Origin of the sequence: Trichormus sp. NMC-1 (genome assembly GCF_001858025.1) — a bacterium.
Classification (GTDB): Bacteria; Cyanobacteriota; Cyanobacteriia; order Cyanobacteriales; family Nostocaceae; genus Anabaena.
Genome location: NZ_LZQD01000013.1, coordinates 25840 through 39519 on the forward strand (window position 1 = coordinate 25840; position 13680 = coordinate 39519).

Below are 13680 nucleotides of genomic sequence, written 5' to 3' on the forward strand. Positions count from 1 at the left end.
GCGATCGCTATTGGTTGACAAGCCGCCGCTAATGTTGTGGTGGCAAATGCCGTAGCACCTCCAATTACACCACCCGTAGCAGTATCTTTTAATGTTGCTGTAGCCGCTTCCTGTGCAGAAATTTCCCCCCGGACTACACGCAAGGCATTAGTTAAAAGTGAAAAAGGCACAGTTGTAACTGCACCCACCGCAGCCCCCATTGGTGCGGCTTGCAGTCCAGCTTTTACAGCACCAGTTAAGTTGTCAAAGTGGTATTTAGCATTAAGCCTCATCTGCTCTTGCTTAGTCATGGGTTTACCACCACGAGCTATATTATCTTTGCCGTTCTCCCATTTGATATTGGTTGGATCATTAGAACCGCCCTGACTGTGGGGTTTAATGTGACTAGCGTGTTTATCAGATAAATACTGTTCTACATTCTTGGACGCAGATTTGCTATCTATACCAGCCCGTTGAGAAGGGGGAATTTTCTCTAACATTTGTTGGGCTTCTATTCTGGTTCTGATAGGTTCGCCCTGGCGAACACCACCTTTATATAACCTACGTGCTGTACTTAAAGGTAAATCCTGTAAATTAGCATGGTGAATCTTGGTTGTTGCAGCAGCATTGACAGCAGCATTACGCTGGGAATCTTCAGACATGGGTGATTATATTTTTAGACTTATTTTTATTGTTCCCCATTTATTACTGCTGATAACACTCGTTTTTGCATGGATGCTACTCAAACGCCACTATAACGCATGCACAAAACATGGCTTGCGTCTCACCGTGAATCAAGTTCAATAAACTTTTAGTATAAGTAATCACACAAGGTTATAAATTTCAAACCTTTGTACCGTGAGGATTTCATGGTTATTTACTTAATACGTAAATTAATATACAAATATAGAGCCATTACTTAAAATTGGCTGGGTTTGGCTAGGATTGGCTAGGATTAGCCACACCTTTTTTACCAAAAAAGTATTTTTAGTTGATTTGTACTACTAACAAAGCCGAAATTTGGCTAGGTTTGGTTGGGATTGGCTAGGATTTCAAAAATGAGCAATTATACTTAACATTGTTTCAGTTGTTCAGTTCACATTATTAATTCACATTATTTTATTTGAGTGAACCAAAATTTTGATTTTTAGAGCTAACACGCAAAGATTACCCCAAATACAAACTACTACAATCACTAGGCTTTGCGTGTAGGTAGCGTGAAGTAGTAGCAACGCTGGCATGACCTAAACTTTGACTAACCAGATGGATAGGTGCGCCCCTATCTAAACTATGACTAGCGTGGCCATGTCGTAACCAGTGGGGACTAGGTGCGGGTAGTCCGATCCTCTTAGCAGCTTTTTTAACAATCTCCCAAACCATAGCACGGGTTAAAAAACCTTTACCCTGTCTACTTCTAAACACCGGATCAGCTTTACCAGCATCACCCCTTAACTGTTCCAATTCCTTATACAAGTTACTGGGAATAATCACCACACGGGTTTTACTACCCTTACCATATATAGTGGCTTGACCGTTCCCATCACCACGTTCTGACAAATCCCCCCAAGTTAAACCGCTTAACTCAGTAGCACGTAACCCGCAGTAGTAAAGCATTTTTAAAATTAGCTTATTCCGTTGGTTTGTTTCTGAGTGTATCAGTATAGTTATTTCCTGTTCAGTTAGTATCCGTTCTGTTAAAGCGTCTTTAGGTTTGGGAGTCTTCACCACCTTACCAACGTTGTAATGTGTAATCCCTAACTGGTGAGTAAAGGTAAGCAGTGACTTAACTATATTGATATAAGTTTTTCTAGTGTTATCGTTGGCAGATGGTAAGCTATCTACCCACTGCTGTAAATCATCTAAACTTACATTAACAAGTGGCTTATCTATCGCTGTTAAAAACTTCACAGCGATACGCTTGTAACTGTCCTGAGTAGATTGACTCTTACCATGTAGCCACATATTGAGTAATACATCAATAGATTTATCAGCATATTGGTTAACTTCAGTTGGTTGGGCAATAGTTAAAGCGTGCATCTTATTAGTACCTTTATACTATTTTAGTTAATTTTCACTTTGACATAAAGGAATTTATTTTAAATCTGCTGCCAATTGAAGATATTTTGGCGGGGGAACAGTTTACCGGAACATCGTTAATTTCCCAAGGTGTGGGCATGAAAATGGCTGAAAATCAAAAGGTAATAGAGGAGCGATTGGGATTAATTATATCTGAATCATCTCTAACAGATGAAAGATATATTATGCGTGAATTTAAAAAGATTTTGCTGGCGCTGGGTTGTGAGATTGAGAATAAGCAGATTAAAAGAAAAGTAACTTACTGGATACAAAATTCATAGCGAGGTCTTATTCGTTAAAAGCCAGTTTTCGAGGCAGATATTTACGAATAAATATTGGCTATAATGATGAAGGTAACATTTCAACTAATAACATGACTAATACCCTGTTATCTACATTCAAACTTCAACAGCAATTACTCTGTTTATCCCTACTTTTAGCAGAGAGAGAAGATGATGAGAAAAAAATAATTGTGATTCCATTCCAAGTAATATTATCAGCTACAAGAGGGTTGGAATTACATTCTAAGTTTGGTGGTGGAAGAAATATAACCATAGCAAAGATGCTGATAGGAAAAAGACCAGTATCTCTGGAACATATTAATCAAATAGTGGAGTTTTTTGAAACCCATGAAGAAGATAGAGAAGATCCAATGTGGGGTAACAAAGAATCTCCTTCTGTAGATTATATTCACTGGTGCTTGATGGGAGGAAGTTTGGCTTATAAATGGGCTGTTGATGTCAAACGTAGGATTAGAGAAGAGAGCAATATTAATAAATACATATTTGAGCTAGGAAAGCCACACCCAAAGCCAAAAACTCAGACTCTCTTAGAGAGAGTAGCTTATTCTTAAAAAACTGCAAATAGCCGCAGAAAGCTATTAGTTGGAAATAAAATTCTTGTTGTAGAATTTGCTTTTTTAGTGATGAATGCGGTGGAGAAGGGAAAGAGGCAAATTTTTAGTAACGTTGAACTAGAATCACAGCAAAAGCCTTGTATGGCAGGTATTTCGGGGATGAAAGGGGAAATCTTGCATAGCTATGCAAGATTTTAATTGCTTTTTCTACTAGGTCAAAAGCTGGAAACCCTTGTATACAAGGCTTTTCGCCATCTTACGTTAAAGCGTTCTGTGATTCGATTTCAACGTCATCTTTTTTGATGTATGAAGAATTTTACAATCAACTCACAGACCCAGAAGAACAAGAAAATTTACAAAATGCTGTTACTCGGTTTTTTGTTCCCGGTACGGGTGGTCCTGTAATCTTCCATAAACCAGCCTTGAATTTAGAAATTAAAGCTGCACTCCAGCACCTTAAAAGTATTCCCTTGGAATATGTAAATGAAGCAGAATCCATTGTCACAGTTGTCATGAAGGAGTTCGACATTTCTGCCACTCACCAAACTCGCATCCGCAACAGCATTCGTGCATGGTTAGCCTGGGGAAGAGAAGAAAAATACTTACCAAATCCTCTGTACATTGCTCCTTGGGGTGGGGATATAATTCCTTCATTTTCCACAACTCCCAATGCTAAGGAATCTGCATTAGATTACTATAATCGCTACTGTGAATATTTACGGTTAAACGATTCTGAAAATGACATCACTTCTTTGCAAAGCATAATTATTAAATATCTCGTGCCAGCTTATGGAGGTTCAAGTCCCAGTGGTAAAAGAGCGACTTCTGCTGAAATTGAAGCTGGAATTAATTATCTGCAAGAAATATCTATCGAGGAGCTAAAGGATGCTCTGAAATTAATTGAGGCACAGTTTGAACTTTTAGGTGTAACTAAGCGCAAATGCTATATTCCACGTTCTAGAATTAGGAATTGGTTAAATTGGCATCAATCTCAAGGAGATTTTGGTTTTTTACCTCAACAGACTTTGCCTGAATTTAATACTTTTTATACCAATGGCATCCGGCAAAAACAGCCTAAGCCGGGAAAGAAATTACATGATAACCGGTGTCCTATCCATAAGTTGTGTGCTAAGAGATTTCCAGATGATTATCTTAATCCGCACTTAGAACAGGAAATAAAAGATTACAAAGCATGGCGGTTAGCTAATGATATTAGACCAGGTTCTATAGCCACTGAGGAAGAACAAATTCTCCAAGTTCTGGGTTGGCTTCACCGTTATGAGGGCATACCTTTAGAGCAGTTATCTTTTGAGTGCTTGATTAGTAAATCTCAGTTAATTTTTCGGCTTAACGACTATCCTGATGATTGGGATGATTGGAATGTTTGGGGAAAATTCTTATTTGAAAAAGAAAAAGGGACTCAATCGGCACGGGATCAAGCAAAATCTGATATGGACAGGATAAAACGCTATTTATCTTTTTTGAATGGGCATCCAAATTCACAAAAGAAGCGTGTATCTTTGCTCATAGCTATGGGCAAATTCATCTATCGAGATTTAATTGGTAGCGATGACTGCCCTCGTGAACGGGATATTCCTATAATTCAACGCTTGTTAAATCTTCAAGTTGAGCTTGGGAAGAAAGCAAAAAGTGTTGCTAATACTGTTAGTTATCATGAAACTTCTGTATCTTGGGAAGAAGCTATTAAGGCAATGGAAAAGCAACGCCGTCGTGCAGAACAGGTGATTCTCTATTTCAAGCGAAATAGTCGTAAAGGCTACTCTGAAAAACAACGTCCAGAGACGGCTATTGCCAAGGAGTTACAAAAGTTCTTGAGTCTGGCTTTTTGTCTGCTTGTTCCATCCCGTTCCCGCACTTTTTATGATTTACGCATTGGTGAAACTTTTAAAGAGGGGATTCTCTCTGAAAATAAGTTTTTTGGAGTGGCAGATTTAAAAGAAAAAGGAGTGTGGGAAAAGGTCAAAAATCAGGTAGCTTTTTATATCCATCATGAAGCGGAAGATTACAAAACCGGTAAGGCAATTGCTCCAGTTTTATTGAATAATGGTGGTTGGTGGGTAGAATTGCCTAATATAGAGTTTAAAAATAATCTGTGTTTGTATGATTATGTGCGGCGGTGGTTGGAATGGGGGAGAGGTGTTAAAGGGGCAGTAGAGCATAATTTCTTCTTCCGCCGCACCAACAGCACTAAGCCTTTAGATGACGGGGCTTGGGGGTCACGCATTAAAACAATGTTTAATAGTTCGACAGAAGTTAAAGTTTCTCCTGCCAGTATTCGCAAGATGTTCGCTAGTCAATTTCCTGAACATATAGAGAGTGCTGCTTTGCTATTGCAGCATTCTGAACAGATGCACAATACTAACTACGATATGCCATAACAAAAAAGCATCATTATTACCAATATCTAAACCATGATTCAAGCTAATCAACATTTTATGAACGAAGTTTTAAATTCTTTGGCAGATAAAGATTTCGAGGAAGATTTCGAGGAAGATTTCGAGGAAGATTTTGATGAAGAGCTTGAGGAAGAGGAATTTCAATTAATATCTGCACTCAAGTCAGGTAAGAAAGTTAAGGAGACGGAGGTTACACCACTATCTATGTCAACTCAAAATCAGAAAGTTGAAGGAAATAAAGTTCAACCAATATCCAAATCAAAACAAGGTAAAGAAGTTGAAAAGGCAGAGGTTACACCACTATCTATATCAACTCAAAATCAGAAAGTTGAAGGAAATAAAGTTCAACCAATATCCAAATCAAAACGACGTAAAAAATCCGCTGACTCAGATGCTATACAACTAACTTTAGATTTTATTTAGTAGGGTTTTTTGGTGTTCTTGCCAGTGCTACCAAGTCCTCAGATGGAAAGCATCACGCTAGTTTTAAACTTTGGTAGCTACCTAGTTATCAAAATCAATGGGTTTACCGTTAAAATGTTGGCAAATTTTCTCAGGTCGCAACCAATCAGGTAATGTAACTGAGTGTTGTTCTAATTCATTACCATCCTGATCTACTAACCCTTCTAAGATGCCTTTAAAAAGTGGTTTGGCTTGTGGTGTGGTTTTTAAATTTAATCTGTATGTTTGGGTCTTGATTGGTTCTGAAATACCACTACATCCACCTAAACAATCTTGAGTTAAGTTATGGCTGATTAAAATACAGTGTTCGTTCCGCTTTCTTGGTGTAGCAATTACGAATGGCACTATATTAGCAGCGTTATCAAATTTACCTTTGGCATTGGTCAATTCATCCCAAATAGATACAATAGGTTTATCTTTCAGGGTTCTATGCTTGGAGCGTTCAATAGCTGCTATGTAGCCATCATTGTAAGATTCCCAATCAATTCCTTGTCCATAAATATTGGGTTGTAATGGTACTAGAAATTTCCAAGCATCATTTTTATTCTGGTCGTAGTCAATATCTGCTATTGATTCGATTTTGGCATCTATCAGGTAATGTTTCAGGAGTGCGATAGAAGCTGCTGTATAGCTTTTATAACTGCCAGCTTTACCATGAATGATAATGGGGGTGAATGATTCTACTAGATACCATAACCAACTGTTTTCATGAGATTTGAGTGCATTGATTAATGATTGTTTTAGTTGTTCATTGGGTGTAATTTTGGTAGTATCTTCTGTTTTTGAATTGCCAGATAGTTTGTCTAATTTCCTTTGTATTTCTGCTGTTTCTAATTCGTTTTTAGCTGTTTCCTTGTCTAATTCACTAACCTGTAATTGGTGTGATTTTATAGATAAAGTGCCTTGTAATTGTCCATTAAGGTGGTCTAGCTGTAGTTCCCCTTCTGACTTCATAGCCTGTATGGTTTCTTGAGTTTGTCTAGCTATGGCTTGTTTGGTAATTTCCGCTTGGTTGTTCTTAGTAAATCCAAATATTTCTAGATGTGTTTGTTCTAGTAAATCATTCTCAAGTGCCTTGATTTTGAGCAGCTTGAATTGACTATGAACTGCTTTTTCTTGATGGTTGGTAAGTGCTTTGCTTACTCCATAGGCTGCAAGCAATAACCCACTGGAGAAGATGCCAACATATACTGCTTTATCATCTTCCTTGGGAAGAATTTTAATTATTTTGATGTGTTGATCAAAGAGTTGGTTTCTCCGTTCCCTATCCACCAAGAAACTTACACCCCTTTTAATATCAGCACCTCTGCAACTACTAGATTTATTACAATACAAAGTCTCCTGATACTTAATAGAGTCATTAAACAGTGGAATAGATAAACTAAATCCTCCTACTAATAAAACACCTACTAAAGTAGTGATAGACTTACGTTGTTTAGCTAACTTGATGTTGAATTGATTAATTTCTTGCATACTTTTTTGTAAAAAATGTCTTGACGTATTGCTTACTTACCTGTTAATATCTTGTGAACGATGTATACAACATCATTTTTCTGCAACCATTCGAGTAAGTCGTTAACGCTGAGAACAACATCAATAAAACCAGTGGCTAGGTAATGAATGAATATCAAGGTAGCTAAACTGGATACAAATAACTGAAGACATCCAATCTTTTTAGGTTTGAATCTAAATGTCATTATTGTTATCTCCGGTAGTTTGAAACTTTTTAAAAATACCTATTAATAGCAGTGAAGCAATTATGATTAAGATGCTTGCACCCATAGAGGGTAGTTGAAAAGATAACCCTTCACTGCTTTTTATTTCTTGGTATGTTTGGTTAATTTGGGTGTATGTGTTAGTAATTTCTTTGGTAATTCGTGCGGTGCTATTCCAGGAAACAGTAAAACCTATAGCAAGTTTTATTATCCCTACTAACGGTTTTTGACCTAGTGAAAATTCCCAACTTTCACTACTAATTGAAAAGTTGAAACTATCACCAAAATCAATTAATCCTGGTAAGCAGGAGACACAAAAACTAGCTAACTGAATAATACTTAAAGTTACTTGGAGGTCAAATAACAACCAAGATAGGGAACAGCTTGAAAACTGACAAGCTATAAATAATAACCCGCTGTCTATACTTTTTCTAGCTTGAATATCAGCATAAAGTTTACTTTCAATATGACTTAAATATCGGACTGTTTCTTGATTAATTTCTGGAGATTCTTCACTATCTAGAATTGAATCTAGCTCCGGTGGTGTTTGAGGTGCTAACATAGTATTTAGAATGTAAAATTGACCTGATATTTTCCCCCAACCATTACCTGTGTTGGGGGATTACAATTAGAAACCTAAAGCTGTTTTTAGTTCAATTAATTTAGCTTTGAACCCTCCGTTATATTTCTTTTCTGGAATCAGGTCATATCTAGCGTTATCACCACTAGCCAAAGCTTCATTCATTAGCTTATTTTGGCGTTGTTCATCAGCAGAAATTTGTTTAACTTCAGGTCTATTCGACTGTTCTAATAATGCAATTTGTTGGTCTACTGCTGTGAAATGTGCATCTAAGTAACCTTTCATTTGCCCGTAGTTAAGCTGATATTCATGTCTCACATTCTCAGCATTTTTATCAAACACAAATTGCTGTGCTAATTCCTTCCGTTCATGGATATATCTTGTGTTAGATAGGGTAGTTTTACCAACTACTTTATCAATTGCAATTCCAGATTTACCAGCTTGAGTAAGGATATCAGCAATGGCTTGGTTATAAGCCTGACTTCCTTCCATTATTTCTTTATATGCCTGGGCAATTTTGGGCGCAAATTCAGCGGCATATCTACCTTGGCGCGCTAATTCTCCTATTTTTTGAGCAGTGGCAATATCTCCAGACATTATTTTGTCAAAGTCGGCTAAAGATACTCCAAACTTTGAAGATAATGCTTGTCCTAATCGTTGTCCTCTTCTACTGACATGATTTTTTAGCTGAACTGAGTTCTGAATTTTGGTAGGTTGGTTAGTCATGGGTTTACCTCTAGGTAAATATTAGGGTCAGTAAAATATCTGTGAGTGGGTTTAGTTATCCGGTGGTTGAAGCGTAGGTTATCGAAGATGATTAGACCGGATAATAGGGTGATTGTTAGCAAAATTAGAACAGGATTAAACCTGATTCTTAAAGTTTTATCCTGCTTTGATAGATGGGATAGTAAAGGCTGTGAGGCACTTCTGGACGTTACTTTTAAATTGCTTGTTGGCCTCCTGAATATCGTTGTTTATACTGCTCAATCCATCGGATAGTAGTTGGGAATTTTCATTATTTTTCTCACTTACTACTTCCCTAACTTCGGTAATCAGGTTGTTGATTTTCTGTTGACTAACCATAGCTTTGTGTTCTACAAATGCTATGATTGCTGCTTTGATAGCGTCTATGTCTTGTTCTAGTGTGTCGGTAGAATCGTTGATATTTTCAGCTATTAAAGATATCTCGGAAGTGTCTAAAGCAATGCCCATATTCTGAGCAGTGCTGTTAACTAATTCATTTTTGGTGGTGGTTGCTAGTTCTGAAGATTGGGGTGTGGGTATTTCCTCGTTCTCTGTTTTTGGAGTAAATAAGGCAGGATGGGTATAAAATTCTGACAATTCTTCAATAGTGGATGGAGAATTTATGTTATCTTCACCTATTAGTATTTCCTCATAATTGTTGTTCGTTAAAGTCTCTTGGATTGCAGCTTCATTGGTTGTCATTGGTTCTACATCCTCCTGAATTACTGTTAGTTTGGTAGCTGTACTCATGAAGTAATCAGTAGTTTGGTTAGTTTCCTGCTTTGTAATCTTGTTAACATTGCTTACAGTATTTTCTAGATGAGTTCTAATGTCTTTTAATTCGACTTTTAACCCTTTACGAGATAGACGTGATTGCACTCTTTTGGCAACTATGGTTAACATTATTTATGCTCCTATTTTGGATATTTGAGAAGATTGGACTTTTGATTTATAGATAAGTGCTACCGCACAGATAGGAATTAGCACTTGTTTGGCATAAAAAGATTTAGCTTTAAATCCCCCGGCTGTTTTAAACCATCGGGATATCGTGCCTTTGTTGGGTATAATTCCTAACTTATTCAGTAGGTTTATGAACTGTTCACCAGTGCAACCGTCACCAATTGATGATTCAATTCTTGATATTTGACCTTTTATTTTGTGGTACTGGGAAAAGTATCTTGGTGAGGTTTTACGCAGTGCTATGAACAGTTCAAACCCATCTTTGGTAAGGGGTAATTCTGCTACTTTCATAGCTTTTTTAGTTCGCCACCAGTGAACATCATGCACCCTTGCACCTATCAAGGTTTCGTATATCGTGCGCTCCTGTTCCATAGTTTGATTTGTTGCGTTATGCGTTATCTGTATTATGCAAAGTTGCAGTGCGTGTAATTCACATCCTAAATATCTGTATTACGCATATTGCGTATTTGTATTAAGCATCCTGCATTTTAGGAGTGCATCTAATCGCACGGTAAGCATTTTTGCGATATCTGTATTACCAAGATTTATGCTTATTTCCTTCACTATCCGGTCATTGCTTGACTTTTGGGGATGCAGTGGGATTGCAACTTTCTTGGCTATAGTGCTATCATAACGCACAATAGCAAAAGTGAACAAGTGCATTAAAAATTTTTTCAGGTTCATAGGAGGTAATACTAAAATGAACTAAATTAACTAATGAACAAGTATTTTTAGATGGAAAAATCTGTATTTGTACGAGGTCGAGTATCTGAAGCAGTGCGAGCAAGATTTAAAGCAGCTTGCGCTCTACAAAATAGAACTATGGATAGTGTGATGGAAGAATTGATACTTAAATGGTTAAAAGAACAGGAAACACAGCCAAAATCTAATCCTGACTCTTAATTAACCGATTTGCGATCGCTCCTAATATGGAATCCAACAGCTGAATCTGATTAATTAATCAACTTACGCTCCTATATGGAGTGCGACAGCTGAATCTAATTAATCGCCTCCGCCTCTATTTCTATATGGAGAGCAATCACAAAATTTACCAAACAAAATACTAAAAACTAAAATTTTTTCTAGGTACTACAAAATGGATAATTCGCGTAACTCATGCCCAGACTGACTTGTAAGCGGTTTAAGTATAACGTTGTATTTTTTATATAACGTTGTCAAAAGTGCTAGTACAAGGATACGTTAGAATTTAGACAAAAAAAATTGTGAGGTCCCCCAGACAGTTGAGTAAGGTGAGTGCAAATCACCTTCTGTACAGAGAATCAACCCACAAAAACAAAATTAATGTAAAAAAATTTGTTAACTATTATTTTAGTTGACTTTGTGGATTTTCTGCAACTGGTTGGGACTCCGAAAAACAAAAAAAGGAGCAACTACCAATGAAAACCCAATTCACAACCGTATTACACAATTCCGCTCAAGTTAATCAAAAAGACAGCCCTACCCAATCCCCCACCAAACCTGCTTTTACTAGCTTCCAAGACTTTAAGCAATTTATCGAAAATAACTTCATTAATGGCAGTGGCATACATCCAGACTTATTTAATGCTGCTGTAGAGTTTCATCAAGATGTGGAATGGGGTCCAGGTATGGATGCTAGAACCCCCATCCATGAGGAACTAGGCTGGGACTTTACCCGCTTTGGGCATCAATGTAAAGAGCCGATTTATGCTGCATTCCTGAGAAATGAGGATGGCAGTTTATGGCAAGCCGTTGTTAGCATCCCCAATGGCGATAAACCCTACTCTTATTTAGCACCCAAGGGCAATGGTGACAGGGCATTCTTCCCCCCTATTCCCCCGTCAATTCGAGAAGAAATTAACAAGAATCTAAAACTAGATATTCCTCTAGATGGTAGTTTTTGGGATTATGTAAAATCTTCCCCCAAAATTAAAAAAATTATCACTACTGAAGGTGGTAAAAAATCATTATCTGCTTTATCTGCGGGTTTAATCGCCATCGCTTTGTATGGGAATAGTAGCGGTAAACCCAAAGATAAGAACGTCTTAATTGATGATTTAATGCCGTTTGTAGGCAGTCACCATCTATTCTTGATAGGGTTTGACCAAGATGCAAAACTAGCCACAATCGAAAATACTAAAAAGCACGCCATAGCATTACAAAACCGAATCATAGTTAATGGTAGTGCGGCGGGTATTTTGGATTGGGATAACTCACTCGGTAAAGGACTTGATGATTTATTAGTAAATCGTGGTAGTGAATTTTTAAATCAGTTAGTTGCTGAAACTGAATTACACACAACCATTGAATATCATAACCGTGAGGGAGGTTTTCACTCGGTGGCATTTAAGAACTTATACGGTAAATATCCTCATATATCTTTTGACGGGAAGATTTACCGATGGAATGAGAACCACTATGAAGAATTAGACGCGGATCTAGAAAAATTAAGGATTCTTAAATACTGTAGCAAAGTTCAGATGAAAACCAAGAAAGGAGAAATTAGTTTTCCTTTTGATACTCCCCAAGCTATGGAGAATGTTTATAAATATGCCTGTTCTCGGTTTGCAATTGGCAAACATTTGTTAACCAAAAATAGTATCAACTGCACCAATGGAGTGCTTACATTTACATGGGAAGGGAAGGAATTAAAAATAAATTTTGAAACACACAGCCCATATAAACATTACTTCACAGATCGGCCAATCATTGCTTATAACCCAACTGCTGATACTCAATATGCAGATCAGCTTCTCAGTTGTTTGGATGCACCCCAAAGAGACATCCTCATCAAAACATTGGGAGCTTCTTTAGATGTTGAGACGGTGCGGAAATATCAGGGGAGAAACTTAAAAATACTGTTTGCAATTGGGCAGGGTAGCAATGGTAAAGACTCAATTAACAAAGTAGTTAGTCTCATCTATCAAGGGAAGGGAATGACAAGCTACTCCCTGGAAGATTTCATGGACTATGACCGGGGGAATAAGTCGGCGATCGCTGGGCTGATCAACTCACGGGTAAACTGGGCATCTGAATCAGCCAGGACCACAAGAATAGACAACTCAGTTAGTCTAAAATGTCTTGCTACTGGAAATAAATTAATATCTCGATATCTTTATAAGGACGGGTTGGAATATTACCCCAACTGCATTGGGATATTTAACTTAAACGAGCTTCCCAACATTTACGCAACTGGAGACGCTGCCAAATCCAGATACAGCTTTTTACATTTTGTTAAAACCTATGTTAGCAATCCTACCAAAGCTAACGAATTGAAAGCAGATCCCCGCTTTCATGATGATACCGACTGGGTAATCAAGGAAGTTGCACCAGCATTTTTAAACTACATGATCGACGGGTTGCAACGGATGGTTAAGGAAGGAATTGACCACAGCTGTAACTCTCAAATCTTACAGAATATCCAGAATAGCAATAACCACCTATTCGAGTTCTGTCAGGAAATGAATGTTAACTACCAAGAGGGTGCAACGATTAAGTCAAAAGATTTAATGGCACTGCTCAAACAGTTTTACATTGATAATGACATTTTGCAGATAGACGATAGTGGCAGGGAAATTTACAGCGAACCGGTTAAACCATCAGACAAGTACATCAAGTCCACCAATCAACTTAACCCAAGAATTTTGGAGATATTCCCCAAGGCAGAAATTATCAAGGAATATGATCCAGTATCTAAGCGCCAAGTGCCAGTGTTTAAAAATATCTCAGTAGGTGTGGTAGAAGCTGCGGAAAATAGTACAAACATACCCGCACCACCCGCACCACCCCCGCACCACTACCCGCACCCCGAAACAACGATATATCAAGAAACCCGCACCACCCGCACCACTTTTGAAAAACTTTCAGAATTGGAAGAAATAGAAGATCAACCAAGCATAAATACTCACCCAG

General features: G+C 37.7%; 13 protein-coding genes and 1 pseudogene. 6 read left to right on the forward strand and 8 right to left on the reverse strand.

Features of this window, described 5'->3' with window-relative positions; all coding sequences use genetic code 11:
- Both A9Y75_RS29950 and A9Y75_RS24840 read right to left on the reverse strand, forming a co-directional pair.
- Positions 1 to 641: pseudogene (locus tag A9Y75_RS29950) on the reverse strand (hypothetical protein); the annotation flags it as partial.
- 505 nt (positions 642 to 1146) lie between these two features.
- The gene (locus A9Y75_RS24840; RefSeq protein ID WP_071192409.1) at positions 1147 to 2016 is read right to left on the reverse strand and encodes a tyrosine-type recombinase/integrase; all 870 of its coding nucleotides are present in this window, start codon (positions 2014 to 2016) and stop codon (positions 1147 to 1149) included.
- Between the two features lie 137 nt (positions 2017 to 2153).
- Between A9Y75_RS24840 and A9Y75_RS24845 the strand changes: the two genes are divergently transcribed.
- The 4 genes from A9Y75_RS24845 (at position 2154) to A9Y75_RS24860 (ending at position 5751) form a co-directional block, all read left to right on the forward strand.
- The gene (locus A9Y75_RS24845; RefSeq protein ID WP_143046503.1) at positions 2154 to 2336 is read left to right on the forward strand and encodes a hypothetical protein; all 183 of its coding nucleotides are present in this window, start codon (positions 2154 to 2156) and stop codon (positions 2334 to 2336) included.
- Positions 2337 to 2428: 92 nt separating this feature from the next.
- Entirely contained in the window at positions 2429 to 2908 is a 480-nt protein-coding gene (locus tag A9Y75_RS24850) for a hypothetical protein (RefSeq protein ID WP_071192413.1), read from the forward strand.
- Positions 2909 to 3213: 305 nt separating this feature from the next.
- Positions 3214 to 5310 (forward strand): hypothetical protein, encoded by a 2097-nt coding sequence (locus A9Y75_RS24855; protein ID WP_071192416.1) that lies wholly within the window; start codon positions 3214 to 3216, stop codon positions 5308 to 5310.
- Between the two features lie 33 nt (positions 5311 to 5343).
- Complete coding sequence (locus tag A9Y75_RS24860; protein WP_071192418.1) at positions 5344 to 5751, forward strand: hypothetical protein; 408 nt, start codon at positions 5344 to 5346, stop codon at positions 5749 to 5751.
- 81 nt (positions 5752 to 5832) lie between these two features.
- Here the strand turns inward: A9Y75_RS24860 and A9Y75_RS24865 are convergent, their stop codons facing one another.
- The 6 genes from A9Y75_RS24865 to A9Y75_RS24890 form a co-directional block, all read right to left on the reverse strand.
- Positions 5833 to 7263 (reverse strand): hypothetical protein, encoded by a 1431-nt coding sequence (locus tag A9Y75_RS24865; RefSeq protein ID WP_071192420.1) that lies wholly within the window; start codon positions 7261 to 7263, stop codon positions 5833 to 5835.
- A 32-nt stretch (positions 7264 to 7295) separates the two neighbouring features.
- Positions 7296 to 7487, reverse strand: a complete 192-nt coding sequence (locus A9Y75_RS24870) for a hypothetical protein (protein WP_071192422.1) — start codon at positions 7485 to 7487, stop codon at positions 7296 to 7298.
- On the reverse strand, positions 7477 to 8067 hold the full coding sequence (locus A9Y75_RS24875; protein WP_071192424.1) for a hypothetical protein: 591 nt from the start codon (positions 8065 to 8067) through the stop codon (positions 7477 to 7479). The genes A9Y75_RS24870 and A9Y75_RS24875 overlap by 11 nt, the downstream gene beginning before the upstream one ends.
- A gap of 66 nt (positions 8068 to 8133) precedes the next feature.
- Positions 8134 to 8811, reverse strand: coding sequence for a hypothetical protein (locus A9Y75_RS24880; protein ID WP_071192426.1), 678 nt, complete (start codon positions 8809 to 8811; stop codon positions 8134 to 8136).
- Positions 8812 to 8967: 156 nt separating this feature from the next.
- Positions 8968 to 9732 (reverse strand): hypothetical protein, encoded by a 765-nt coding sequence (locus tag A9Y75_RS24885; RefSeq protein WP_071192428.1) that lies wholly within the window; start codon positions 9730 to 9732, stop codon positions 8968 to 8970.
- Between the two features lie 3 nt (positions 9733 to 9735).
- Positions 9736 to 10161, reverse strand: coding sequence for a hypothetical protein (locus A9Y75_RS24890; protein WP_071192430.1), 426 nt, complete (start codon positions 10159 to 10161; stop codon positions 9736 to 9738).
- Between the two features lie 363 nt (positions 10162 to 10524).
- Between A9Y75_RS24890 and A9Y75_RS24900 the strand changes: the two genes are divergently transcribed.
- A complete protein-coding gene (locus tag A9Y75_RS24900; protein ID WP_071192434.1) occupies positions 10525 to 10692 on the forward strand; it encodes a plasmid partition protein ParG in 168 nt (55 codons plus the stop codon).
- Between the two features lie 494 nt (positions 10693 to 11186).
- Positions 11187 to 13680: DUF3854 domain-containing protein (locus A9Y75_RS24905; RefSeq protein WP_143046504.1), on the forward strand; the 2494-nt coding region annotated here is incomplete at its 3' end.